General features: G+C 58.4%; 20 protein-coding genes. 15 read left to right on the top strand and 5 right to left on the bottom strand.

Annotated elements, in window-relative coordinates:
• Nucleotides 1-15 precede the first annotated feature (15 nt).
• The 3 genes from EC9_RS19810 (at nt 16) to EC9_RS19800 (ending at nt 4432) form a co-directional block, all read left to right on the top strand.
• Nucleotides 16-807 carry a TIGR00282 family metallophosphoesterase gene (locus EC9_RS19810; RefSeq protein WP_145347873.1) on the top strand — a complete coding sequence of 264 codons (792 nt, stop codon included), beginning with the start codon at nt 16-18 and terminating at the stop codon, nt 805-807.
• 150 nt (nt 808-957) lie between these two features.
• Entirely contained in the window at nt 958-2514 is a 1557-nt protein-coding gene (locus EC9_RS19805; protein WP_145347872.1) for an IS1182 family transposase, read from the top strand.
• A 1336-nt stretch (nt 2515-3850) separates the two neighbouring features.
• Nucleotides 3851-4432, top strand: coding sequence for a nitroreductase family protein (locus EC9_RS19800; RefSeq protein WP_145347871.1), 582 nt, complete (start codon nt 3851-3853; stop codon nt 4430-4432).
• Between the two features lie 10 nt (nt 4433-4442).
• Here the strand turns inward: EC9_RS19800 and EC9_RS19795 are convergent, their stop codons facing one another.
• The 4 genes from EC9_RS19795 to EC9_RS19780 form a co-directional block, all read right to left on the bottom strand.
• Nucleotides 4443-5966 (bottom strand): serine/threonine-protein kinase, encoded by a 1524-nt coding sequence (locus EC9_RS19795; protein WP_145347870.1) that lies wholly within the window; start codon nt 5964-5966, stop codon nt 4443-4445.
• A 207-nt stretch (nt 5967-6173) separates the two neighbouring features.
• Nucleotides 6174-6932, bottom strand: coding sequence for an isoprenyl transferase (locus EC9_RS19790; RefSeq protein ID WP_145347869.1), 759 nt, complete (start codon nt 6930-6932; stop codon nt 6174-6176).
• 6 nt (nt 6933-6938) lie between these two features.
• Nucleotides 6939-8261, bottom strand: a complete 1323-nt coding sequence (locus EC9_RS19785) for an adenylosuccinate synthase (RefSeq protein ID WP_218934284.1) — start codon at nt 8259-8261, stop codon at nt 6939-6941.
• 1579 nt (nt 8262-9840) lie between these two features.
• On the bottom strand, nt 9841-10167 hold the full coding sequence (locus EC9_RS19780; RefSeq protein WP_145347868.1) for a hypothetical protein: 327 nt from the start codon (nt 10165-10167) through the stop codon (nt 9841-9843).
• A gap of 219 nt (nt 10168-10386) precedes the next feature.
• On the opposite strand from EC9_RS19780, the gene EC9_RS19775 reads away from it, so the two are divergent.
• The 5 genes from EC9_RS19775 to EC9_RS19755 all read left to right on the top strand — a co-directional run bounded on the left by EC9_RS19775 (nt 10387) and on the right by EC9_RS19755 (nt 16439).
• Complete coding sequence (locus EC9_RS19775; RefSeq protein WP_246105781.1) at nt 10387-11451, top strand: FAD-dependent oxidoreductase; 1065 nt, start codon at nt 10387-10389, stop codon at nt 11449-11451.
• A 648-nt stretch (nt 11452-12099) separates the two neighbouring features.
• On the top strand, nt 12100-13164 hold the full coding sequence (locus EC9_RS19770; RefSeq protein WP_218934283.1) for a sialidase family protein: 1065 nt from the start codon (nt 12100-12102) through the stop codon (nt 13162-13164).
• 718 nt (nt 13165-13882) lie between these two features.
• The gene (locus EC9_RS19765; protein WP_145347865.1) at nt 13883-15124 is read left to right on the top strand and encodes an ATP-binding protein; all 1242 of its coding nucleotides are present in this window, start codon (nt 13883-13885) and stop codon (nt 15122-15124) included.
• 409 nt (nt 15125-15533) lie between these two features.
• Nucleotides 15534-15962, top strand: a complete 429-nt coding sequence (locus EC9_RS19760; RefSeq protein ID WP_145347864.1) for a DUF3592 domain-containing protein — start codon at nt 15534-15536, stop codon at nt 15960-15962.
• Between the two features lie 132 nt (nt 15963-16094).
• Nucleotides 16095-16439: a hypothetical protein gene (locus tag EC9_RS19755; protein ID WP_145347863.1), complete on the top strand. Its 345-nt coding sequence runs from the start codon at nt 16095-16097 to the stop codon at nt 16437-16439.
• A gap of 133 nt (nt 16440-16572) precedes the next feature.
• Here EC9_RS19755 and EC9_RS19750 read toward each other — a convergent pair whose 3' ends face one another.
• A complete protein-coding gene (locus EC9_RS19750; RefSeq protein WP_145347862.1) occupies nt 16573-18213 on the bottom strand; it encodes a di-heme oxidoredictase family protein in 1641 nt (546 codons plus the stop codon).
• A gap of 601 nt (nt 18214-18814) precedes the next feature.
• On the opposite strand from EC9_RS19750, the gene EC9_RS19745 reads away from it, so the two are divergent.
• The 7 genes from EC9_RS19745 (at nt 18815) to EC9_RS19715 (ending at nt 25672) form a co-directional block, all read left to right on the top strand.
• The gene (locus tag EC9_RS19745; RefSeq protein WP_145347861.1) at nt 18815-19630 is read left to right on the top strand and encodes a M48 family metallopeptidase; all 816 of its coding nucleotides are present in this window, start codon (nt 18815-18817) and stop codon (nt 19628-19630) included.
• A gap of 8 nt (nt 19631-19638) precedes the next feature.
• Nucleotides 19639-19851, top strand: a complete 213-nt coding sequence (locus tag EC9_RS19740) for a hypothetical protein (protein WP_145347860.1) — start codon at nt 19639-19641, stop codon at nt 19849-19851.
• A complete protein-coding gene (locus EC9_RS19735) occupies nt 19848-20264 on the top strand; it encodes a hypothetical protein (RefSeq protein ID WP_145347859.1) in 417 nt (138 codons plus the stop codon). Before EC9_RS19740 ends, EC9_RS19735 begins: the two co-directional genes overlap by 4 nt.
• Before the next feature lie 166 nt (nt 20265-20430).
• Nucleotides 20431-21231 carry a TPM domain-containing protein gene (locus tag EC9_RS19730; protein WP_145347858.1) on the top strand — a complete coding sequence of 267 codons (801 nt, stop codon included), beginning with the start codon at nt 20431-20433 and terminating at the stop codon, nt 21229-21231.
• 12 nt (nt 21232-21243) lie between these two features.
• Complete coding sequence (locus EC9_RS19725; protein ID WP_145347857.1) at nt 21244-21921, top strand: TPM domain-containing protein; 678 nt, start codon at nt 21244-21246, stop codon at nt 21919-21921.
• A 1502-nt stretch (nt 21922-23423) separates the two neighbouring features.
• Nucleotides 23424-23951: a sigma-70 family RNA polymerase sigma factor gene (locus EC9_RS19720; protein WP_145347856.1), complete on the top strand. Its 528-nt coding sequence runs from the start codon at nt 23424-23426 to the stop codon at nt 23949-23951.
• Nucleotides 23948-25672: a FecR family protein gene (locus EC9_RS19715; protein ID WP_145347855.1), complete on the top strand. Its 1725-nt coding sequence runs from the start codon at nt 23948-23950 to the stop codon at nt 25670-25672. The genes EC9_RS19720 and EC9_RS19715 overlap by 4 nt, the downstream gene beginning before the upstream one ends.
• Nucleotides 25673-25737 lie beyond the last annotated feature (65 nt).

Here is a 25737-nt window from a genome sequence, read left to right as displayed (position 1 = left end):
GAGAAGGATCTTTCCTTGCGTTTATTGTTTTTAGGAGACATCGTCGGCAAGCCTGGCGTGCAGGCTTGCGTTGCGATGGTGCCCGGTCTACGCGACGAATTGCAGACCGATTTGGTGATCGTCAACGCGGAGAATTCCGCTGACGGTTCGGGGTTGACCGTCAAGCAATTTCAAAAATTGGCGGCCCACGGAATCGATGCGTTTACGATGGGAGATCATATCTATCGCAAACGCGAGATCACCCCGGTGCTAGAAAGCGATCCGCGGATCGTCAAACCGGCCAACTATCCCCCCTCCGCTCCAGGCAAGACCTTTGCCGTTCTGGAGACGCAATCGGGAGTCAAAGTGGCAATCGTCTCGTTGATGGGACGCGTCTACATGCGGCCTGTCGATTGCCCCTTCGCCGCCGCGGATCGCGTGTTGGCGGAGATTCCCGGCGACGTGAAAGTTCGTTTTGTCGATCTGCACGCCGAAGCGACAAGCGACAAACAGTTGTTGGGGCGGTATCTGGACGGCCGCGTCAGCGCAGCGCTTGGAACGCACACGCATGTTCCCACCGCGGACGCTCGCATCCTGCCTGGCGGCACCGCGTTTATGTGCGATGTGGGAATGAGTGGCGCGTACGACAGTATCATCGGCCGCGAGATCGACCCCGTGATGCAGACGACGCTAACGTTTACGCCGACCTACTTTCATGTCGCCAGTAAAGACGTCCGATTATGCGGCGCGGTGATCGACATCGATCCCAAGACCGGCAAAGCGACGGCGATCGAGAGATTTGAACGATCGTGGAACGGCAGCGCGTAAGCGTGCCGTCGCGACGAGTCGGTCGATGGGGAAGGACTGCGTAGCGGAACTCGTCAACGGCCTGTCGATTTAGTCATTCGCTGTCGACATGGAACTGGATAGCGCTAAACTCTTTACGGGGCAATCGTACGGTCAGTTTGGAGAAGAGCGATGGGCTGGGCACAACCGAAAGAAAATCGCGAACAGCTCGTTCTTTTCGCTGAAAAACTTGATGACGCCGTCCCTATCGAGCATCCGGTTCGCACCATCGATGCGATGCTCGGCAAGATCGATTGGTCGAACTGGGAGGCTAGCTACGACCTCACCAAAGGACAGCCGCCAATTCATCCTCGCGTCATCGCCGGGGTCATTCTCTACGGGCTACTCAAACGCGTGCGAACCTCCCGGGCACTGGAGGAAGCTTTGCAATTTCGCTTGGACTTTCGCTGGCTGGCCGAAGGACGCTCGATCGACCACAGCACCATCGCCCGCTTTCGCACCTCCAACGCCGGGGCTATCGGCGACCTGTTTGTTCAAATCGGCCTGATTGCTCAACAGATGGGGCATCTCACATTGCGGTCACTCGGCTATGACGGCACGCGCCTGCGAGCAAGCAACCGCCGCAGCGGCACGCGGACGCCGGACGAACTTCGCCAGGCCAAGAAGCAACTCACCGCCGAGTTTGAAGAACATCGCCAAGCCGTTGAGCAGGCTCAGGACAGCGAAGACGAAATCTTCGACGCTGCGGCGGCAGCCGACAAAGAAGAGCAACTCTCTCGCCAGAGCCAGCAGATTGACTCGGCCCTTGCCGAGCTCGAGCGGATTCAAAGCGAAGGCAAGAAGGTTCCCGATCGCTTGCCGATCACCGACCCGCAAAGCCGGATCGCCAAAAACAAGGAAGGCGGCTTCGCACCGAACTACACCCCAACGGCCACGGTCGATGCCGATAGCGGGCTGATCGCCGCAGCCGATGTGATCAGCGGCATTGATGAACAGAGCCACATGCACGGGGCGATCGATCAGGTTCGCGAGAGCTTCATGGAAGGCGATCGCGAGGGTGAGGTCCAGGTGCTGGCCGACGGATTGATGGCAACCGGTGAGAACATTGCTGCCTGCAAGGACAAGCACGTCGACTTCTACACGCCAGCGGGACCGGAGAACCCGGCGTACCGCAAAGATCCAAGTCAACCGATCGCAGCCGAAAAGATTGACCGACTTCCTGTTCGCGGCAAGAAGCCGAAGAAGGGTGAGCAGGACGAGCGGACGTTTGACAAGTCAGCATTCCTGTACGATGCCGAGGCGGACGTTTACTACTGCCCGATGGGCAAGACACTCGAGCGCAAGAGCCGGCGCAAAGATCACACCGGTGCCGAGCGTTTCCTTTACCGAGCCGACAAGCGAGACTGTTCGGGTTGTTCACTTCGGACGAAGTGTTTCAAGAACAGTCGCAATCAATATGGTGGCCGGATCGAGTGCGGTGTCCACGAACAAGCCAAGACTTCGCACACGCGTCGGATGCAGAGGGACTGCTCACGCACAAAATACGCTCTTCGAGCGGCGGTAACCGAACGTCCTTTCGCGTTGATCAAGCATCACTTTGGTGTTCGTGAGTTCCTTGTGCGCGGCCTAGAGAAGGTTCGTTGCGAGTGGCAATGGTTGTGCATCGCTCACAATGTTCATCGCTTGCTGTGTCTGGCTCCCCATCTTGCACGAGCGTGCGTTCCATAACGTTCGACTTCACCGGCATCGTGCCTTTCCCTGTCCGACTCTCCTCCTACCTGCTCTCGATGACTTGTAGCTACCGCTACGCCGTCATCGCCAGCGGAGGTAAGGAGGAAACCAAGAAAAAAACGAACCTAGACCACTTATATCGACAGGCCGTCAAGACTTTCGATCCCCGCAGAAAAGGCGCATCGTTTAACCGCGGTGGCAACGCCCCGCGCGTCCATATCGATCGACGCGCGGCCCGTTGGGCACGCGGTTAAACGCAATACCATTCAACGAAGGAGCCTCGGACCGTGGAAAAATTAGCGGCGGGACGTAGTGGACGAGGTTACGAGTCCTACCGATTTGGTCTGATGCAAAAGGACTCGTAGCCTCGTCCACTACGCTTCGTTGAACGGTATTGCGGTTAAACGATTGAGTGGCGTTTGGCTCGGGGCATTGCCCCTCAAGTCGGTTCACATCTGCCACAGAGGACAGTCGAGAGCACAGAGATTCGCATCGTTGGCACGATATCTCTGTGGCCTCGGTGATCTCTGCGGCAAAACCAATCGCTCACTTCGTTTAACCGCGGCGGCAACGCCCCGCGCTTTCGGCCCGCTCGACGCGCGGCCCGTTGGGCCTTTCGGATGGGATGGCGGAAGATGGCGGGCACGTTCCCCAGGCCGGCACTTCGCTCGCAAAGCTCGCTCCGTTTGGCCTGGGCTATGCAAAGGATCGGAGCTTCGCCCCTCACGTCTACATGCATCTGCCGCATAGAACACCGAGAGCACAGAGATTCGCATCGCTGGCACGATCTCTCGGTAATCTCTGCGGCAAGCCCAATCGCTCACTTCGTTTAACCGCGGTGGCAACGCCCCGCGCGTCCGTATCGCATCGACGCGCGGCCCGATGGGCACGCGGTTAAACGATTTGCGGATTTGACACATCCCGAAGGGATGCAAGATGGTAGCCGGAGGTCGTCGCGCAGCGGCGCACCTCCGGTATGCGATCCCACATCGATCCGCACAATCCCAACGGGATTGCAGACCGTGCGCCCCCGCCGGGGGCGGCAAGCGTAGGCGTTATCGTTTCCGGTGGCATTCGCTACGCTCCGGCCACCGGCTACCTTCTGCGATCCCTGCGGGGTCGGGCCCAGCGGTGCGAGGGACCGATTTCCAGGTTGCTTTCGCTCCGCGGGGCAAATACCTCGCACGAAACTTCTGACGAGTTCCGCTACGGGGCTTCGTTTCCCGCGGCGGCGGCGCCCCGCGCCTGTTGCTGGCGACGCGACGGGTCGGTTAGGATCTCGGCATACCATTTGCCCCGAAGCTGTCTCCCCCTCGCAACAGACACACCTCCCATGCAGCAAGCATCGATACACCAACTGATTCGCTCGCGACGCACGATCAAGCCAGCCCAGATGGATCCGCGTCCGATCGCTCGCGAAGTGATCGAGACGCTGCTCGAAGATGCCAACTGGGCCCCAACCCATGGGCTAACCGAACCGTGGCGATTTACGATCTTTGCCGGCGACGCGCGCACGCGGTTGGCTCAACTCCTCTCGCAAACCTATCGCGAAATCACACCACCGGCCGAATTCAAGCAGAACAAATTCGACAGCTTTGCCGTCAACCCAACGCTCGCGCCACTGGTGATCGCGATCGGCATGAAGCGACAGCCCAGCAAGAAGATCTCCGAGATCGATGAGATCGCCGCCGTCGCTTGTGCGGTGCAAAACATCCACCTCTCGGCAACCGCCTTTGGACTGGGCGGTTTCTGGTCGTCCAACGCCGCCGCCTGCAGCGATGCGATCCGCGACCTGATGGGACTCGACACCGACGACCGCGTCCTGGGGCTGTTCTATCTCGGCTATCCCGCCAGCGATTGGCCCGCGGGCTCGCGCCAACCGATCGCCGATAAAGTCCGTTGGGAATCGGAGTGATCGCCGATGATCAATTGCCGATGATCACGACGTTCCCCGACTTGCCCCCCTCGGATCGCTTGATCATCCCGCGGCCTTTGTCCTCGGGGGAAAAGACGAACACGATCGACATGATCACGCTAAAGACCACCGCAAACGCGGCCATCCCGATTCCGGCGTAGATGATCGTTTTGTTTTGTCCCACATCGACCGACGCTGTCGTCGGTTTTCCTATCGGCGCCGGTGCGGAAAACGTGGAGGCCGGAACGGGGGCCAGCGGCTGGAACGTGGCCGTGCTCGCCGGCGTCGCCGCGGGCAAATCGATCCCCGCCAACAGATCATCGAGGCTTGCGTCACTGCCATCGTCGGACGTATTGGACAGCGAAAAATCGTCCAGGGGCGCATCGGAGATCGAGACCGCATTGCCAGCGCTCGATCCGTTGCCCGAATCGCTCCCCATCGACAGCGAATCACTCGACGCATGATCCGGTATCGAAATCGGCACTCCCGAGGGACTAAAGCTCCACTGCACCCGATCGATCGCTTGCAACAACAACGTCGCCGTGGGGTAACGGTCCTCCGGACTTTTGGCCATCAAACGCTTGCAGATTTCAGCCAGTTCCGTCGGGCAATCGGGGCGCAGCTTGCGAACATCCGGTGGCGGCATCGTTTGGTGATTTGCAATCCGCTGCTGCACCGTCCCTTGTGCGAACGGCGCCCGACCGGTGAGCATAAAATAGAGCGTGCAGCCGAGGCTGTAGAGATCGGATCGACCGTCAGCCAAATGACTGGCGCGGATCTGCTCCGGCGCGACGTAGTCGGCGGTCCCCAAAACCCCTGCGGTCTCTCCCGATAGCGACGGATCTTCGTCGTACCGCAACCGCGCCAAACCGAGATCGGAGATCTTCAGCACGCCGTCGCGATGGATCAGAATATTCAACGGCTTGATGTCGCGATGGATGATCCCCCGTTCATGAGCGTGCTGCAAGCCCGACGCGCTGCACCGCAGGTATTCGACCACGCGATGCAATCGCAGCGGCCCCTGTTGTTGCACCAATCGTTGCAGATCCATCCCATCGACAAATTCCATCACCATGAAATGCTGGTCGTCGACGCGATCGAAATCGATCACCTGCACGACGTTGGGATGATTTAACATCGCGCACGTCCGGGCCTCCTGCTGGAAACGCGAAAGATTTAACGGATTGCTCAACCGGCGTCGCGGCAGCACCTTGATCGCGACGCGTCGTCGCATCACCGCGTGCTCAGCCAGAAAGACCGCGCTCATCCCGCCAACGCCCAACTGACGCAGCAGTTTGTATTTGCCTAAGAAGAAGCCTTTCCAGCGACCCGAGAGCAGATTTTTTGCTTGCCACTGAGTGATCGCCCCTCCGCCGATCAGATCCTCGGCCAGCACCTTGGCATCGTCGGGCAGATGGCCACCATGTTTCGTCTGGATCGCCGCCAGCGACTTCCGCAACGAATCAACCTCGATCAGTTCGCTGCGGCGCAGACGTCGAACAAAATCGCGAGTTGTTGTGGTGGTGGTGGTCATCTTGATCGCACTGCGGCAGCCCGTCGCGAAGAACGTGAATGGAATCGATCCGTCTCGCAAGGACGTCGGCACTCTTGCCACGTCGCGACGAACCCACCAATGTTGTAGGGCTCCAAGGTATTCGCGTCGATGCGCAAACAGATGAAGACTGCGTTAACGTTTCGTGAAGCTGGACCTTCTGCGGTTGGATCGGGGGAACGTCCCCGTTCAACCAGGCACAAGACCGCCAAAACGTCGCTGTCGACCGGAGAAGTCCTGGATCGCTTGCATCAGATCTTCCTCGCGGAAGTCGGGCCAGGAACGGTCGGTCACCCAGAGCTCGGCGTAACTGATCTGCCACAACAGATAATTGCTGACCCGCATGTCCCCTCCGGTCCGGATCAACAGGTCGGGGTCGGGCAGCCCAGCGGTGTAGAGATGCTCGGAGAACATCGCCTCATCGATTGCATCGGGCTGCAATTCGCCCCGCTGCGCCTTGGCGGCCAACTGCCGAACCGCATCGACGATCTCCGCCCGGCCGCCGTAATCGACAGCCAACACCAATTGCATCCCCGTGTGATCGGCACACAACTGTTGCGTGATCTCCAGCTCGCGAAGCACCCCAGCGGGCAATCGATCTCGGCGACCGATCATGTTCAATCGCAAACCGTTATCGATCAACGTGCGACGCTCTTCGACAAGATACTGCTCCAACAGATGCATTAGAAAATCGAGTTCGACCGGCGGCCGCTTCCAATTTTCACTGCTGAAACAATACAGCGTCAGTGCTTCGATCCCAAGCGCCGCACACTTTTCCGTCGTCCGGCGAACCGTATCGACCCCGTGCCGATGCCCTTCGATGCGCGGCAACCCACGCCGCTGCGCCCAGCGACCGTTGCCATCCATAATGATGGCGACGTGCCGGGGAAGCGAGTTGCCGGGGTCGGCATCGGCGCGGGGCGATGAGGAGGGTTCGGCCTGAGTCATCACGGTTTAAGCGATCGCCAAGTCCAGCTTTGTTTGCTCTGTGAAAATCGTTTGCGCACGATCCGGACCAACCGAAATGATTCCCACTGGGAAACCGATCAATTCCTCGACACGGCGAATATATCGATGCGCCCCTTCGGGCAAATCTTCCAAGCGACGCGCGTCGTCGACTGGAATCTTCCAACCGGGAATCGTTTCGTAAACCGGCTTGCAACTTCGCACTTCTTCGGCGTGGCACGGGAAATGTTTGGTCTGTTTGCCGTCGATCTCATACGCGACACAGATCTTGATCTCATCCAGATGGCTCAACACGTCCATCATCATCAACGACAATCGCGAGACGCCACTCAACCGAGCCGTATATCGCAGCGCGACCGCGTCGAGCCAACCGCAACGCCGCGGACGACCGGTCGTCGTACCATATTCGTTCCCCAGTTTGCGAATCTGTTCGCCGACATCGTCGTGCAATTCGGTCGGGAACGGACCGCCACCGACGCGCGTGCTGTACGCTTTGCAGACGCCAACCACTTCGTTGATCCAACGTGGCGGAACCCCCGCACCGGCACAAACACCAACGCCCGATGCGTTGCTGCTGGTCACAAACGGATACGTGCCGTGATCGATGTCCAACAGAGCCCCTTGGGCACCTTCGAACAAGACCTTGCGATTCGCTTCACAGGCGGCCAAAACAGGCTCCGTCGTGTCGCCGGTTAGTTCGCGCAACCGATCGGCCCAGCCAGCGGCGACCGCAGCAACTTTGCTCGGCTCGATGCTGGCCAATTCGTCAGCCGACGCGCCCAGGCCTTCCAAAATGCGATATTTTTGTTGGGCGACCGCTGCGATTCGTTCATCGCGATCGGCTTGCATCAGGTCGGTCATGCGGATCGCATGGGTGCGTCCCACCTTATCGCGATAACAGGGACCGATGCCACGATTTGTCGTGCCGATCGACTCGTTCCCGACGCCGCGGTGCTCGTTGATGATCCGATCTTCGATCATGTGCCATGGCATGACCAAGTGGGCCCGTTCGCTGATCCGCATATTGTCGGCACAACGAACCCCGCGCCCAGCCAGACCGTCGATCTCTTCCAACAGCGTCGTCGGATTGATCACCACGCCCGGCGTGATCATGTTCTGGACCGCAGGATGCAGGATGCCGCTGGGAATATGATGCAGTTTGTACGTCTCGTCGCCGCAGACGACCGTGTGCCCCGCGTTGGCACCGCCAGCGTAACGCACGACCATTTCGTAGTCTTTGGCCAGCAAATCGACGAGCTTTCCCTTCGCTTCATCGCCCCACTGCAGCCCTATCACACAAGTTCCTGGCACCGAATCGGTCCTTTCCAAAATACAAGTCACCCGCCGGGCGACGTCAAAATTGCCAAAGCCCACTAGTGTATTGCCAGACCATCGCGTTCACAACGGGCTTCGCTGCAGCAACCAGGGCGATTCATTGTTTCCACCGGAACTATCAGCCGCCCCCCCAAAGCGTCCGGCTACCTAAGAGAACCAGACGCTATCGCGTGGCGGCCGATCTGCGTCGCCCCCAAACACAGCCCCCCATTCGAGCCGCACCACCGAACACGACAGGTATTTCCGTTTAACCGCGTGCCCAACGGGCCGCGCGTCGAACCTAATGGACGCGCGGGGCGTTGCCGCCGCGGTTAAACGATATGGTTCGACGCGTTAGCCACCAAACCGCCCCCGAAGGGATCGCAGAAGGTAGCCGGTGGTTTGAGCGTAGCGAACACCACCGGAAACGAGAGCACAATGGATCGCCGCCCCCGGCGGGGGCGCAGAACCGTCTGCAATCCCGTTGGGATTGTGCTGCGTGATGAGGATCGCATACCGGAGGTGCGCCGCTTCGCGACGACCTCCGGCTACCATCTTGCATCCCTGCGGGAAGCGTCGAGTCCGCAGCAACCACCAATCGTTTAACCGCGTGCCCAACGGGCCGCGCGTCGAGCGCCACCAACGCGCGGGGCGTTGCCGCCGCGGTTAAACTAAGCCGCTGATTGATTTCGCCACAAAAGAAATCGCCCCACCGCTAAACCTCTGTGCTCTCGGTGGCCTCTGTGGCAGAAATGCCCCGGCCGTGGGGCGAAGCTCCGATCCTTTGCATAGCCCAGGCCAAACGGAGCGAGCCCCGCGAGCGAAGTGCCGGCCTGGGAAACGGCCCCTCCATTCCTTACGAAAGGCCCAAGGGGGCGCGAGTCGAATCCCACGAACGCGCGGGGCGTTGCCACCGCGGTTAAACGAAGCCGTCGATTGATTTCGCCACAAAACCGGTTCCCGAAGGGATCGCAGAAGGTAGCCGGTGGTTTGAGCGTAGCGAACACCACCGGAAACGAGAGCACAATGGATCGCCGCCCCCGGCGGGGGCGCACGGTCTGCAATCCCGTTGGGATTGCACGGCGCGATGGAGCTCGCATACCGGAGGTGCGCCGCTTCGCGACGACCTCCGGCTACCGTCTTGAATCCCTGCGGGAAGCGTCGAATCCGCAGCCCCCCCCCAATCGTTTAACCGCGTGCCCAACGGGCCGCGCGTCGAGCGACACCAACGCGCGGGGCGTTGCCACCGCGATTAAACTAAGCCGCTGATTGATTTCGCCACAAAAGAAATCGCCCCACCGCTAAACCTCTGTGCTCTCGGTGGCCTCTGTGGCAGAAATGCCCCGGCCGTGGGGCGAAGCTCCGATCCTTTGCATAGCCCAGGCCAAACGGAGCGAGCCCCGCGAGCGAAGTGCCGGCCTGGGAAACGGCCCCTCCATTCCTTACGAAAGGCCCAACGGGGCGCGAGTCGAATCCCACGAACGCGCAGGGCGTTGCCACCGCGGTTAAACGAAGCCGCTGATTGCGGAAAGTCTCGACGACCTCCTCCGCTACCTCCGAGCGAAAATGCCCCGAATCAGGCACCCTGGCCGGGCTCGACCGACATCGCCCGCTCGACTTCGATCGGGAACTTCAGCGGCGTTCCCTCCTCCTGCTGGTTCAGCGAATTCCATAATTGACGCAAATTGGCGTCGACTGGCGCCTGGTCGATCGTCTCGTCGTAACTGCCCGCAGGAGGCAACGGGCGCTGCCGCGGTGCCGTCGGCTCTTCGGCGACCGCCGGCCAACCGGGGCGGAGCCCCACGGTCCGATCGATCGCCAAGGAAATCAGGATCGTGGCGGTCGCGAGCAGAATCGAAGCCAGGGCGAGCGAGAGGATGCTGCGGGTGAGATCGCGGTTCATGGAATGTTCTGTGCCGCCAAACGCGGCAGATTCGAGGTTCGATTGAGATTCGTCGGCCAACGAGGCTGCCGTTCGCTCAACCACAGCATACCTCATCGATGCTGATCTTGCCCTGGCTCCAGGTGGTGGAAACCGCGCAGCGATCTATAATATGTCCGCCTTCTTTGATATGAGATGATTAGGACAAATACATTTCCCACTGCACGGAGTACCCCCTTGGTGTCGGACACGATTGAAAAAACCGTTATTATCGGCAGCGGACCGGCTGGATGGTCGGCTGCAATTTACGCAGCCCGCGCCAATTTGAATCCTGTCGTTTACGAAGGAACCGTCCGTCCGGAAATGATTCCGCTGGGACAACTGGCCTTTACCACCGAAGTCGAAAATTTTGCAGGCTTCCCGGCCGGTAACATCCGCGCGTTCGTCGAATCAGCTGTCGACAAGTCGCGGCACTGGAACCTGCCCCCCGCTCCCGCTGGCCACGAGAAAGATGGCCAACCGCACTACGCGGTTCAAGGCGTCGAACTGATGGAGCTGATGAAGCAGCAGGCCCTCAACTTCGGCACCCGCGTCGTCAGCGACGATATCGCCAGCGTCGACTTCTCCGGCGACGTCCACACCCTGACCGCTGGCAATGGCGACACCGTCAAAGCTCATACAGTGATCATCGCAACCGGAGCCCGAGCTAACTACATGGGGCTCGAATCCGAAGACGCTTACAAGAACAAAGGTGTCAGCGCGTGTGCGGTCTGCGACGGCGCATTGCCAATCTACCGCAGCAAACCCCTGGCCGTTGTTGGCGGTGGCGATTCGGCGGTCGAAGAAGCGACCTACCTGGCCAATCTCAAAGGAGCCGACACGATCTATCTGATCGTCCGTCGCGATGAGATGCGGGCGTCGAAGGTGATGCAAGAGCGAGCTCTGAACCACCCCAACATCGAGATGTGCTGGAACACAGTTGTCGACGAAGTCCTCGGCGATGGCAAGCTCGTCAACGGCCTGCGATTGCGCAGCACCGCTGACGATTCGACGCGAGAGCTGAAGGTTGGCGGGATGTTTGTCGCGATCGGGCACACCCCCAATACCGCCTTCCTCGACGGCGCGGTGACGATGAACGACAAGGGCTACATCCAGTGGACCAAGCCGTTCCGAACAAACACCAACGTCGAAGGTGTCTTTGCCGCCGGCGACGTCGCCGACGACTACTATCGCCAAGCGATCACGTCGGCCGGCACCGGCTGCATGGCCGCTCTGGACGCCGAGCGTTACCTGGCTGAAAAGTAGCCGACGCCGCCAGTCCGTCGTCTCCCATAAAAAATGCTCAACCGGTCCGCGCAAGCGACCGGTTTTTTTTGTGCCTCAGTGGAAGGTCCAGCCGCCACGCGCCAGCAGTTAATCTTTTGAATGAACCGCTTCGGCGATAGCTCCGGCTCCAACGTAGAAACTACGGCGTCACGACTCTTTTAGGCTAGCCGTTTTATAAGTCCTGAAATCACTGAATCCGCCCAAGGACTCGTAACCTCGTCCTCTACGGAGCGCAGAGGCATCAATCGGTTACGGTGCTTCTCTGTGTTCTCAGTGGCCTCGGTGGCTAAAGAAAAGCTGTCACCATTCCTCTAACCAACGCCCCGCAGGTACAGCTGCCAGCCGCAAGCGAGTGCACCTGCATTGCCGAAACGCATAGCTCCCGAGCCGCCAACGCTGCGGGGATCTCACCGACGCACTTTTTCGCATGAAAGTTGGCCTCCCAGCGACTATGCTTTCCTGTCGCCGAAGGATGAGTAAAATCCCTTTCCGGAGCCAGGAAGGGGCCGCTGGCGACGACAATAACAATCGATAAACGCAAATCCTCGAATGGCTGTCGAGCGATGGTGGCTCAACAGCTCGGACCGCGCGATCGTAGACGATGATGCTAACCAAAGAGACCTTCTTATGAAGCTTGAAATTTTAACGGGGTGGATGCTATTCGCAGTCGCGTTGCTGGGCATCGGATCAGCGGTCGGAGATGAAAATGAATCGTTTCGGATCATCGTGCCGGCCCCCGAAGGCGACCGCTTTTGTCACCTGTCCTGGCCGAAAGTTGTCAAAGCCGATGATGGCAGCATTGTTGTCGCCTACATCGCGGGAAGGAAACACGTCAATGGCGACGGATGCCCGGCGGTGTCGGTCTCCCAAGACGGCGGTCAAAGTTTCACATCGCCTGAGGTGCTGAAGACTTTCGATAGCACGATGCCGTATCAGCACGCTGCCAACCTGGCGATTGGAAAAGCCAAGGATGGTGCCATTGTTTTAATGGTGATGGCGTTTACCGATGACCTCCGCAACAACATCTACGGATGGAGATCCGAGGATCACGGCAAGACTTGGAAAAGCACGGACACTTCCGCGATCGGAGAGAGCAAAACCGGATCGGTCTTCGGCCACGTGTTCCAGGTTCCGAACGAGGGTTTGGCGGTGTGTGGCCACTACCGCAAGCCGCACGGTGACGGCCTTTGGATCGCCTACTCCAAAGACGATGGCAGAACGTGGAACCCGCCAAAAACAATCACGACAAACAAATACTACGAACCAACTTTCATCTCCACGGGCGGACGTCTGATCGGATTGGTTCGCGAAAATTCAGCACACGCCTACCATCAGTACACCAGCGATGACCGGGGCGTCAGTTGGCAATTCCAACCGAGCGTAATCCAGGGGAACAAAGATGCGAACCACCCCAGCCCATTCATCGTTTCGGATCCGACTCAGCCCGATAGACTCTATGCGCTCCAGACGGAGCGAACGGACAAAAATCAGATCAGCCTTTGGCAAGCTGAGAGCGACACGCTGCAATGGAAGCGGAACCGTCTCCTGACATCCTCTCCCGGCGTAGAGGATTTCGGCTACCCTTGGATGACGCACCTCACCGGCAATGAGTGGTTTATGGTCTATTACGCGGGTGAAAGTGATGGCCCCAACGCAATCTATGGACGGACCATCACCATTTCGCCACGGTAAGCGAAAAAGGAGCTCAACGCGCCGGCGCCACCGACGCGATCTTGATGCCGATCGACGAATCCACCCCTTGCGCCAGCGCCTGCCGTCCGCTGCTCCACCCCACCGCTCCAACTTTGGCGCACCCGCGACTGCGAGCTCGAACTCTCCCAACGGAAAAACATCCGTGTCATCGCGGCCGGCACGCCGTATAATTTGGCGTAAGGGAGGACCATAGCGATGAATTCCAACAACGATCCTGGCCGTTCATTTTTTCGTCACGAAAACATCTTCTGGATAGTCACGATAGCCGTCGCGATAGCGATCGCCCTACTAATCGTCCGCCGCGTGCTGTAGTAACCGCCCGCGGTCGTTTTCCCCGCGCACTGGCGTCCCAAATCGTTGCAGCCCAAGCTACGCGCTCTGCCGCGATCTCTCGGTGCAATCACTGCGAACAAACCTCGCCCCCTGCCTTCATGCTTGCATTACGCCGAACGACGGGTAAAATCCCATCCAGCCGTCCATGAGAGGGGCACGAGCGATGGCGTCTGAACAAGCCTCCCCCTAAGCAACGAAGCCCATCGCAATCGACGACATTGACCAAAGTGAGTCGTACCACGCGAGGTCGTCGATGGGTTGCTAACACAACACGCAACCTCCCGAGAACAATCCTAAATCCCCGATTCTCACTAACAACACCGGTGAGAACCATAGTTCGTCGATAAATGATTTAGCTCTATATATGTCTCTAAGACCAACACCTGATACCGTTTTCACACCACGTGCAGCTTCTATCAATCCAGATATGTATGTGGCACGAGAAGAGCTTGAAAGAGCGCTCCGCAATGGTCTGAATAGCCAACAGCACCTGCTCATCCATGGTGACAGCGGAACTGGTAAATCCTGGCTGTACAAGAAGGTGCTGTCCGACTTAGATGTCCACTTTGAGGTTGCAAATCTCGCTAACGCTTCTAGGCTCGGTTCAATCACCAATGAATTGGCAAACCTCGTCTCGCGTCACGAGATCGCTGAGAAGACGGGATACTCTGAAAGCAAATCTGCTGAACTAAACACGATCGTAGCAAAAGGCAGACTGGACCATACGGGACAATACGAACTGGGGCAGAAGGAACCCTTCGAGTCTTGTCTTGCAGCTATTCGGCAACGCGCCGGTTCGCGATCTGGCATATTGGTTCTAGACAATCTTGAAGCAGCTTTCACGGACCAATTTCTCAAAGAGCTTGCTGATCTTCTGATCCTCTGTGACGACGAACGTTACGCGTACTACGACGTCAAACTACTGATTGTGGGAGTTCCAAGCGGAGTACGGGAGTACTACTACAAGACGCCCCACCACGCGACAGTCGCCAATCGCCTGAGAGAGCTTCCCGAGGTGTCGCGTCTATCACTTACGCAATGCAGGTCGCTTGTGGAGAAGGGATTTGAGAAACGACTACGGTATACAGTCGAAGACCCCAGTTCGGTATACAAACATGTTGCTTGGGTTACGGATCGCATTCCGCAGATGATCCATGAGTACTGTCTCGAAGTTGCCAACCTGATACATCACTCAGGGTGCACGGTCGACTCAGACACGCTCGAAAGGGCAGACGAGCTTTGGCTCTCGCAATCTATGTACCACGGCTACGCCGTGGTTGAACAACATATGAACGAACGAGACACCAAGGCCGGTCGGCGAAATCAAACGCTGTTCGCTTTGGGTTGCACGGAAAATGAACATGTCAAGGCATCCGACGTTGAAGAATTGATTCGACGAGAGTTTCCCAATTCAACAAGCGGAACCACGCTCAATGTCACCCAGATTCTTGCGCAGCTCGGTAAAGGAGACCAACCTGTTCTCAAGCGAACGCCAAAAGGAGATGCGTATGCCTTCGCTGACCCAAGGTATAGGATGGCGTTGCGTGCAATGATGATGAAAACGGCAGATGAGCGTGTCGAGAAGGTCCCATTGACAAACAAGTAAACGACGAACCATTGGATGCAACGGAGCGGCAGTGGTCCGGTTTCTCGTGACATCAATATCAGCTCCCGCCGCCCGCTGATCCCGGTCGTTACATGCCAGTAGAAGACATGCGATTCATCCGCGATTCATAAAACGAACAACGTCGGTTCGACACCATGCCGGTGTGCAATAGTGGCCGCATGATCACTGCGACGATGCAGAAAAGGTTCCAGGACTCAAAGTCTGTTTTGAGTCCTGGAACCTTTTCCTATCCCAAAATGAGATCGTAGCCGGCGATTCTAAGCGGCGACCGAACCATGCGATGATACGGAGCGACGGTCGTTGCCCTTTACGCAATGTTGCAGCTCACGGCCGCCGCCCGCATAACGCTGGCCATAGTCGGCGGACTCAAATCTCTCGTTATGAATTCATGACCAAACCTATTAAAGCACACAAAAGAGGTCACATACTTGCCATCGTCATGATTGGCATCGTCGTATGGAGATGTCACCGATGCATATTCCTTGAATTCACAGGTGAACGTGCTAGGGCAACAATTGAAGAGATACATGAATCGTCTTCGCGTAAATACGGAGGATGGTCGGACTGGTACCTCTTGCTCTACACTGGAAAAAACGGAATCGAACACGAAGCCAAGTTGAAAGCGGGGCCATTTTGGCTTCGCCCGGGTTACGGAGAGTCGCTTGCAATCTTGTATGCCCCAGACAACCCATCAGTTGTCGCTCACGATTCGCGAGTGTTCAACTGGTCGCTTCCTCTGATCGCCTCTTGCGTTGTTTTCTGGGCAATGCTCGATCCGCAACTCAAGCTCTTGAAGAGATTTGAGACCAGCAAATAGTAAGGGAACAGAATTCGGTAAAAGTCCGACAAGAAAAGGTTCCGGGACTCAAATACCTGATTCCCGGAACCTTCTCTGCTTAAAATCCGTTCCCGTTCCCGATATCAAACGACAACTTAAACCTGGACGAAGATGATGGAACGTAAAAACATTCCTTCGCCGCAGCTTCGGTTGCGCGACATCCCGGCGGATGAGGCGGAGATGGTTGCTATCGAAGAGTTTGCGCTGACGTTCGACGGCTACGCGTTCTGGGATGAGCAGGGAGAATCGTGCAGCGACGAAGCCAAATCGGATTGCCAGTGCCTCGACCACCTCCGCACCCGATTGTTCTTCGCTCAACGCGCCGGCCGCCACAGCGACGGCCTGCATCGCGCAGAAGCGATCCCGATCCTGCACGCTCTGCGGACCGAACTCTCGGCACCAACGCGAACCGCCTGCCAGTATCAGGAACGAGCGTCGGGGCCATCGAAGGAGTAGGTGGCTGGCGGCGACGGGATGCAGGTTGATGGATGGCGATGCGGCGCGTGGGATCGTGTTGGGACTCGGGGGACGCGCGGCCCTTTGGGCGTGCGGTTAAACGAGAGAGGGGACGGTGGGGCGATTTCTTCGTTCAATCCACCGGGCCCTTCATGCTCTCTAAAAACGCGAGCAGCAGTTGCTGTTGGTCTTCGTTCAGCCTGTCAAACTTGCGTTTCGATTGATCCGCTTCGCCGCCGTGCCATTGGATCGCATCGGTCAGGGTTGCCGCTCGACCATCGTGAAGGTAGGGAGCTGAATCGGCGACGCCCCACAGCGGCGGTGTCTTCCATTCCCGCTGCAACGCATCCCACGAGAACCGGTGCCGCCCCTTCAGATCCGCCTCTTTGACTTCGCCGCGGGGAAATTGCGGTTGCTCCGGATAGTCAAGCGCGATCGGTTCAGGCGTTCCCGTTGCAAGCGAGGTTCTGCCATCATTCGCGACAGCGCGGCGGCGATCCGATGGGGCATCGCTGCGATATGTCCACGCCTCTCCACGGCCATATCGACTCGGGTAGCGACTCGCCGGCGCCGCCGAACGAGTGCTCGCCAACTGGTACGCCGGGGCGGGGAACGGATCTTGCAGATCGGGCCCCATGTCGTGCAGCAATAGATCGCTAAAAATTCCTCGCGCCGGCGGGAGATCTGCGATGTGGCAGGCTGCACATCCAATGGAGTGAAAAATCTGTTCACCGCGGTGAACCCGTTTGCGTTCCTCCAGAGAGAGCAACGGTTTGGCGGGGGCTGGCAAGTCGGCGACGTAACGGGTGAGATCGGCGACCTGGGTCGTCGATACATCGGCTGCCAAGCTGAGGTAGCGGGGATCGGCGGGATCACCCGCTTGTCGCGCGGTGTTGGCCACGTTCAGCCCCAACTCCGACGCGCACGCTCCGGCGACAAAATCGGACAACGTGTCGACTTGGCCACGCCAACCATACTTCCCCGCCACTCGCCCGGAGATCGTTCCGCCGGACGATCGGGTCCGAGAGAGCGCTATGGCTTTCAATCGATTCGTGGAGATCCTCTCGATATCCCCCATGCCATGCAGCGGCGGCGAATTGCGTTGACTTAGGTAGTAGTCGAGCGTTCCATAACGGCCGGCAACGACCGGTTGGCTGGCGATCGCATCGACGGTCCGCGAGAGAGGATCAAACCACACATCGGGTAGACCGTTGGGGACGCCGACGGCCAAGCGTTGGCGGATCGCTCGATAGCCGCGGCGTGTCGAGAGGTCGTGAACGACGGTGTTGAAGGAGAGCGTGTTGCCGGAGACCAGCCCGGGAAAGAAGTCCATGTCGGAACCTCCGGCACGTCCGCGACCACCACGCCCCGCCGACCGTTCAAAAATGGGTGATCGAGGGTCGACGGTGATCAGCGTCACGTTGTGCTCCACTCCCGATGCTCCACCGCCAGGGTGACACGCCGCACAAGAGACGGCGTTGTGCAGCGGCCCCAGCCCATCGGCCATGCCCTCCATCCCCTCGGCGGGCAGCATGGACGTCAACTCGCGGCCGCTGTCGCGGTGTTGCGGTCGTGGACCTCGCCCCCGACCTCGCCGCTGCGGCATCCGAGTTGTTGTACTCCATGCGGTGAATGTTGTTCCCCGATCGACATACTGCCACTCCCGCTCGAACAACTCCCGCCCGGCAACTGGATCCTGAGCGATTGTTTGGGGGGCGATGATCAGTGCCAGGATCAGAACCCCAGCCGATCCGTACCGATGCGTGACAGCCATGAGTCGTTCCCTCGGCAGTTTTCGAACAGAGAAGCAGAATAGCGGTAGTCCATCCCCATACTTCCTAAGGACTAAACGCTTTCACAAATGCCACACTCTCAGCGAAGAATTTGGCAATAAAAGTTCCGCGAACGTCGTTTCGCCACAAGGATTCCTGGAGCCGATCGCTCAGGCGTTTGCGCCTGGGCGAACCTTCCGACGAACACCGCGGCAAGCGGATCGAGCGTCGGCGCGGTGGCCAATCTTCTCGGTTGGCGCGGTGATCAACACGCTTTGCCATGTCGTTGCGGAGCGTTAGTTTTTTTCAGGTGTGGAGTGTTGTTTGCATCCGTTGCCGATGGCGGATCGACGCGATGTGAAAAATCGATGAAGCCGTTAGCGCCACGGGTCGTGGCGACGCGACAGTTCCGATATTTTGCAGCCCCCGTATCCCAAGTTGTTGAATCACGGCAGCTCTCTCTGATTGGTGAAAGACCACAAAATGGTGGTGCGTCGCTTCGGCAGACGCTAAATTTTTCAAAACCCCCCTTCACGACAGTCCGTCAAGAAAGTTGAAGTGGGAGTCAGATGACAGCGCCGAAACCCCGCCCGGAGTCCCCCAATGGCAAGCACGTTCGATGATCCGATCAGCTCTTCCCCACCTTCGCAGAGTGCGTTGAACGCGCCGCGGGTGAAACCGAAAGAGCACGTCGCGCGAGGGACCGGTTTGCATGCGATGATCGGCTGGCTGCTGTTCGGCATCGTGGGGCCGATCCTTATCTTGCTGTCCATCGTCGGCACCTATGGCATCGCATTGATCGCGTGGTTGATCGCGCTTGTGAAATACAACCAGCGCGCCAAGAAAGCCGAAGCGGTGTTAATGGGGAACGGCGTCAAAGTCGCTCCCGATCAATTCCCCGCGATCTACGCTTCGGTTGCGCGAATGGCCGGCCAGCTGGAACTCAAATCGCTGCCCGATGTCTATATCATCGAATCGAATGAACAGAACGCATTTGCGCTGAAGATCGGATCGAAACACAACATCGTGTTGATCGACGACATCGTCTACGGCGCGTTGGATAACGACAAACCGGAAATCCTCGACTTCATCATCGGCCACGAACTCGCGCACCACGCCCTCGGGCATACCGGACTGATTCGGGGCACGATCTCCAACCACTACAAACCGCTGTCGCGTCTAGACGAATTCTCCTGCGACGCGGTCGCCGTGGCGATGCTGCAGGACGCCACACCGGGACTCGATGCGATGACGCTGTTAGCCGTCGGCCCGCGGCTGTTCCCTCGCGTCGACAAGGGGAGTTTCGCCAAGCAAGCCGAACAGGTGATGCAAAACAAATACAGCAAGAAGGCGGAGTCGGCGATGTCCCACCCGCTGCTGTTACGCCGCTATGGTGCGTTGCAAGGGATGAAGATCTAGAGCGAGGGTTGCTGGTGTTGAAAGGCGAATATCGTCAACCGTTGGCCGTCGCATCACTCGGTGGCATCGCGGGGTTGGGCTACTGTCTCTATTCCCATCGCAGCATCCCAAATGCACTCGTCACAGCGGGTACTATCTGGCTGGTGCTGTTCTGGGTTGTGCTGCGCGGACGCAAGCTGGCTGCACAACGTGACACCAATCCGCAAGATCCCATGCCATGAATAACTCTCGGTCCTCCCGTAGCTCGAAAGCATCGCGAACCGTCGCACTGGCTGGTTTGGTCGTGCTGGTCGGTTTCCTCATCGCAAGGTTCTCCATCGGGCCGACACCCAGTCGTTCGAATCCGAATCGTCCGGATCCAACGACCGCACAGAACGATGACGCCGAGCGACGCATTCGAAAGGTGTCGTTCAATTTTTGGAAGGAGCTGTCGAGCGAGCCGCATCCATCTTTCGCGGGCGAGGTCGACAAGTCGATCGATTCGCTTGAATTTCCGATCCATGCTGTCGAGAAGAATTGGCCTGCGGGGCCGATGGTGATAACGTATGAAGGAACCGCAAAAGACGCATTTGCGATTCACCAAGCTTTGCGATCGGCTGGCGTGCCGACGAGCAGCTACCAGATGATCGATTGAGTGCGGATAGAAAGCTGGTACGGTTATCGGAGAACCGGACCGGGAGAGCGGATCCGCCGAGGGCGTCTCGTTAGCTCAACGACCGGCCACATCGCGTGGTCTCTCCCTGACCTTTGGCCACCGCCAGCAAGTTGCCGCCGCAGATTGGAAGGATGAAAGAAGACCCATGATTAGTCGACGCAGAAGTCTGGCGTTTGTTTATTGCGCCGCGATCATCGCCTTGGGTTGGATGGGCCCTCCATCGGCGACCGCGATCGAAATCGATCTTCAACCGCCGGGGGAGCGTGAATTTGTCCGCGACCTCGCGGGAATGCTCAATCCTGGCGCAAAGGAAAAGATCCAAGAACTGTGCGACAGCCTGCTGACCGACAAAGCGACGCCGATCATCGTGATCACGATCGAATCGATGGCACAATACGGCGGCGAAAGGCTGCGGATCGAGACGTTTGCAACACTGTTGTTCGATCAATGGGGAATCGGTCAGGCGACGTTGGGAGACCAGGAGTGGAATACGGGGATCCTGTTGCTGGTTTCCCGCGACGATCGGAAAGCGAGGATCGAGCTAGGAGGCGGATGGGGTCGACGCGAAGATGCGCTCTGCCGACAGATCATGGACGACTACATCGTGGCGGAGTTTAAACAGGGGCGGTTTTCCGAAGGGATCGTGGCCGGCGTCGAAGCACTCGACACGATGGCTCGCAAGCTGCAACTGCCGACGCGACCGCGTCCCTGGTGGCATTACGCGTTGGTTGTCGGTGCGATCGGGCTGGGCATCTTCACGGTCGTCTCTCTGGTCCGCAACGGTTCCAGCGGATGGGCTTGGCTTTTTTGGGGGGCTGTATTCACAGTCCTGGGTGTGATCCTCTACCAGCTGTTGACCAGTCGCGGTGGCAGCAGTGGTGGCTTTGGCGGAGGGTCGTTCGGCGGTGGCTCTTCCGGTGGCGGCGGTGCAACGGGTTCTTGGTAAGGAGTGGCGACTATGAAGAGTGCATCGGAGTTGATCAACGAAGAGCAACGCAAACGGGTCGAAGCGGCGGTCGTGGCAGCTGAGGCCAAGACGTCGTGCGAGATCGTGCCGGTCGTGGCCACATCCTCCGGTCGCTACGATCGCCCGGAGGATATGATCGGCCTGTGGTTGGCGACGATTGCAGCGATCACCGTCTGGTGGACGCTCCCACGCCAACCCGACGAATTGGGAAACTGGGGCGGCGTTCCGATCTACGTCGGGCTGTTGACAATGGTTGCCGCCATCGCGATCGCATTTATAGCGGGTGCCTGGATGGGAAGCCGGATCGGATGGCTCCGACGCCTGTTCACTCCTCCGAAACAGATGCAAGAGGAAGTCGAGGCGCGAGCTCGCCAGACCTTCTTCGACAAACGCATCCATCATACAAGTGGTTCCACCGGCCTACTGATCTATGTCTCGCTGTTCGAACACACGGCCGTTGTCCTCGGCGACCAAGAGATCGTGGACAAGTTGGGACAGTCTTTCATCGATGGACTCTGTGAACAACTGACCCAGGGCCTGCATCGAGGCGACGCGAGCGAGGCGATTTGCAGCGTGATTGCCGAGGCGGGAGAAAAGCTCGCCGGCCCGCTGCCACGGGCCACCGACGACGTCAACGAACTGCACGACGCGTTGGTGTTGATCGATTAAACCGGACCGGAACTGTGTTCCTCGGGGATGCAACGATTAGCCACAGAGGACGCCGAGATCACAGAGTCACTTCTGCATTTCTCTGCGCCCTCGGTGGCAAACGCGTCCAACCGTATCGTTTAACCGCGGCGGCAACGCCCCGCGCGGCCATGAGGCTTGGTCGCGCGGCCCGTTGGGCACGCGGTTAAACGAGGCAGCCGACCGGAGGCTTCCCGAAGGGATACAAGACGGTAGCCGGAGGTTGTCGCGCAGCGGCGTCGCCTCTCGGGATGTAACGATTAGCCACAGAGGACGCCGAGATCACAGAGTCTCGTCTGCATTTCTCGGTGATCTCGGTAATCTCGGTGGCAAACACGTCGAATCGTATCGTTTAACCGCGGCGGCAACGCCCCGCGCGGCCATGAGGCTTGGTCGCGCGGCCCGTTGGGCACGCGGTTAAACGAGGCAGCCGACCGGAGGCTTCCCGAAGGGATTCAAGACGGTAGCCGGAGGTTGTCGCGCAGCGGCGTCGCCTCTCGGGATGTAACGATTAGCCACAGAGGACGCCGAGATCACAGAGTCTCGTCTGCATTTCTCGGTAATCTCGGTGGCAAACACGTCGAATCGCTTCGTTTAACCGCGGTGGCAACGCCCCGCGCGTTCATGAGGCTTGGACGCGCGGCCCGTTGGGCACGCGGTTAAACGAGGCAGCCGACCGGAGGCTTCCCGAAGGGATACAAGACGGTAGCCGGAGGTTGTCGCGCAGCGGCGTCGCCTCTCGGGATGTAACGATTAGCCACAGAGGACGCCGAGATCACAGAGTCTCGTCTGCATTTCTCGGTGATCTCGGTAATCTCGGTGGCTAACACGTCGAATCGCTTCGTTTAACCGCGGTGGCAACGCCCCGCGCGTTCATGAGGCTTGGACGCGCGGCCCGCTGGGCAAGCGGTTAAACGATTTGCAGCCGACTCGAGGCTTCCCGAAGGGATGCAAGACGGTAGCCGGAGGTTGTCGCGCAGCGGCGTCGCCTCTCGGGATGTAACGATTAGCCACAGAGGACGCCGAGATCACAGAGTCTCGTCTGCATTTCTCGGTGATCTCGGTAATCTCGGTGGCTAACACGTCGAATCATTTCGTTTAACCGCGGTGGCAACGCCCCGCGCGTCCATGAGGCTCGACGCGCGGCCCGTTGGGCACGCGGTTAAACGATTCGGCGGCATTTTCGCCCGAGCCGGCAATGCGAAGGGATGTACCAATCTGCACCAGAGACCACAGAGGTTTGCAGCGCTGGCAAAATTGCTCTGTGAACTTGGTGACCTCTGTGGCAAAAACAACCGATCCGCCCAGTGCGTCCGTCCTGATCGACGCGCGGCCCGTTGGGCACGCGGTTAAACGATTGGGATTCGACACGATCCCGAACGGATACGGGACTACCATGGGAAAACTTTCAGCTAAATTTCCATTTCCTCGCGCGAATTGGTAGGTTTCGGAAGAACTACTGATGAGGACCTAGAGGATCGCCAGTGACGAGTTGCCATGAGAAAGAAGAGTTTGCTCGCGTGTTTGCGCGCATCGAGGGCAGGTTGCGGCGATACGTGCAGTCGATGGTCCCAACCGCCAGCGATGCCGACGACGTGATGCAAGAGACAGCGATTTCATTGATGCGCAAGTTCGACCAATACGATCCAGAACTTCCGTTTTTCAATTGGGCGTGCCGGTTCGCACAGTTTGCAGCGAAAAAGCATCACAGTCGCACGCTGGCCAACCGCCGCCAATTTTCCGACGCCGCGATCGATGCGATCGCGGACGATTACCCAGGCCACCAGCAGCTAGCTGTCGAACGCCGGAAAGCACTCAGCGATTGCATAAAGCACCTGAGCGCCGAGGACCGCCGACTTGTCGAACTGCGTTACTTCAGCGACGAAACCGTGGACAACTTATCTCAGCGGATCGATGAACCTGTCGCTCGACTCTATCGTTCGCTCTCGCGAATCCGAAAAGCGTTAGCAAATTGTGTTCTCAAGAAAATGGGGACGGAGGAAATTATATGAGTTCCGACCGACCTCCGATCGACAACGATGAGATCCGCCAGCTGATCAACGCACTGCTGGACGATTCGATCGATGACAAGTCTTTTGAACGGTTGGATCATTGCATCGCGACGAACCCCGATGCGCGTCAGCTGTATCTGGACTATTTGCAAATTCATCAAGAGCTGCCCGATCTGTTGGAGCACGCCGACACAGATCAGCTCGCTAGCGGCCAATGCGTTTTGAATCCTGCTTGCGATGATCTGGTTTTCTCTCCACAAACTGCTGCCGCAACAACACGGATGCCAGCGATGCTCGCGGCCGCGATCCTCGTGCCGATTTCGCTTGTGGTTGGAATCTACGTCGGCACGTTTACATCGATGCCGGTAGCAACAAATGAAGTCGCCTCGGACCAGGTTGCAGTCGCCAGCGAAGCCCATTTTGTCAGCCTCGCTCACGCCAGATTCTTCGGTGAACTACCGCCTCAGATCGGTGCATCTCCCACGCTCAGCCGCGACTACTTGCTGCTTCAAGGGATGGTCGAGTTAGGCTTTCCCAACGGTGCGACCGCGGTCATCCAAGGGCCCGCTTCCTTCCGCGTCGAGGGAAACGAACTGTTGGCGCTCGACATCGGACAATGCAGCGTTCATGCCCCGCCGGGGGCTGAAGGTTTTAAGGTGGAGACTCCTAGCTTAAGCATCGTCGATCGCGGAACTCGGTTTTCGGTCAATGTTTCCCAAGCTAGCGAAACCGATGTGCAGGTTCTGGAAGGAGCCGCGGACGTCTACCAAAAAGCCGACTCGAAACACTCACAAGACGCAGCCCCAACGTCGCCGCTTCGTTTGCGAGAGAATCAGGCGATGCGATTTGCTTCCTCGAAGCTCGAGGATTCCGCGACGGTCCCCTTCGATCGAAATCGCTATCAGTACGGTCTTCCCGATCGCGTGGTCTCCTATCAGGCAACGACTTCGGACACCGGACACGCGCGTGCTTTGAAAAGCATTACGGTTCAGCGTGGGGATCAGATCGAAACGATTCCGATCGAACAATTGATCCCCGCGCAGATGACCTGGTTTCACGCCCTTCCCAACCACGGCTATCTGGCGGGCGGCCCCAAGTTGCCCGATCAACGCGCGTCCTACGCTTCGGATCGATTCCTTCATACGGGAGTCATCAATATCGGAGGCAGCGAGGAACCGCTGACCACCGATCCGGTGATGGCGATCGATGAAGCTGCGGAGTCGTTCGGGACTCCTGGGATGGCGATTCGGTTCGACCGCCCGGTGCACAACGGTCCCGGCCCCGACGTCGTCTTGTTCGAGCTGCAATTGCTGATGAATCCGTTGGAAGGCGACGCGTTCCACGTTAGTCCGCTGAAGTTCGAACAAGGATTGCATTCCCACACCATCACCTCATTCGATCTAACGATGGAGTCTCCCGAAGCGCTTGTGTTGGACAAAATTCACTTATACAAGTTCAAGCAGGTCCCACGTTCTTTGGAACAATTGGAAACGCTTCCATGCACGTCGCTCTACCAGGGATTCAGAACGCAGGCGATCGCTGTGGGGATCGATCTTTCCGACTTGGGTTATCCCGAGGGAGCGACTGTCGAAGGCCTGTTCTTTCAAGATAATCTCGCGGACGAATATTACCTGGACCCTGTCTTTATCGCCGGACTTCCCGAGAAGATCCCACGGCAAACGAGCCCAAAAAGTTCTCCTCCCGTGCAAATCGACAACTGATGCGGATCGTGTCACCGATCGCGATCACCTCTTCAATTGGAAAGGCGATCGGGTCGGTGCTGAAT

Origin of the sequence: Rosistilla ulvae, from assembly GCF_007741475.1 — a bacterium.
GTDB classification, from domain to species: domain Bacteria; phylum Planctomycetota; class Planctomycetia; order Pirellulales; family Pirellulaceae; genus Rosistilla; species Rosistilla ulvae.
This window is presented reverse-complemented; position numbering and strand designations above follow the sequence as displayed.

What these genes read in the sequence shown, in the direction of transcription:
- EC9_RS19805 (WP_145347872.1), top strand. Translation starts at nt 958, where the DNA reads ATGGGCTGGGCACAACCGAAAGAAAATCGCGAACAGCTCGTTCTTTTC.
- EC9_RS19800 (WP_145347871.1), top strand. Translation starts at nt 3,851, where the DNA reads ATGCAGCAAGCATCGATACACCAACTGATTCGCTCGCGACGCACGATC.
- EC9_RS19795 (WP_145347870.1), bottom strand. Translation starts at nt 5,966, where the DNA reads ATGACCACCACCACCACAACAACTCGCGATTTTGTTCGACGTCTGCGC.
- EC9_RS19790 (WP_145347869.1), bottom strand. Translation starts at nt 6,932, where the DNA reads ATGACTCAGGCCGAACCCTCCTCATCGCCCCGCGCCGATGCCGACCCC.
- EC9_RS19780 (WP_145347868.1), bottom strand. Translation starts at nt 10,167, where the DNA reads ATGAACCGCGATCTCACCCGCAGCATCCTCTCGCTCGCCCTGGCTTCG.
- EC9_RS19770 (WP_218934283.1), top strand. Translation starts at nt 12,100, where the DNA reads ATGAAGCTTGAAATTTTAACGGGGTGGATGCTATTCGCAGTCGCGTTG.
- EC9_RS19765 (WP_145347865.1), top strand. Translation starts at nt 13,883, where the DNA reads ATGTCTCTAAGACCAACACCTGATACCGTTTTCACACCACGTGCAGCT.
- EC9_RS19760 (WP_145347864.1), top strand. Translation starts at nt 15,534, where the DNA reads ATGACCAAACCTATTAAAGCACACAAAAGAGGTCACATACTTGCCATC.
- EC9_RS19755 (WP_145347863.1), top strand. Translation starts at nt 16,095, where the DNA reads ATGATGGAACGTAAAAACATTCCTTCGCCGCAGCTTCGGTTGCGCGAC.
- EC9_RS19750 (WP_145347862.1), bottom strand. Translation starts at nt 18,213, where the DNA reads ATGGCTGTCACGCATCGGTACGGATCGGCTGGGGTTCTGATCCTGGCA.
- EC9_RS19745 (WP_145347861.1), top strand. Translation starts at nt 18,815, where the DNA reads ATGGCAAGCACGTTCGATGATCCGATCAGCTCTTCCCCACCTTCGCAG.
- EC9_RS19735 (WP_145347859.1), top strand. Translation starts at nt 19,848, where the DNA reads ATGAATAACTCTCGGTCCTCCCGTAGCTCGAAAGCATCGCGAACCGTC.
- EC9_RS19730 (WP_145347858.1), top strand. Translation starts at nt 20,431, where the DNA reads ATGATTAGTCGACGCAGAAGTCTGGCGTTTGTTTATTGCGCCGCGATC.
- EC9_RS19725 (WP_145347857.1), top strand. Translation starts at nt 21,244, where the DNA reads ATGAAGAGTGCATCGGAGTTGATCAACGAAGAGCAACGCAAACGGGTC.
- EC9_RS19715 (WP_145347855.1), top strand. Translation starts at nt 23,948, where the DNA reads ATGAGTTCCGACCGACCTCCGATCGACAACGATGAGATCCGCCAGCTG.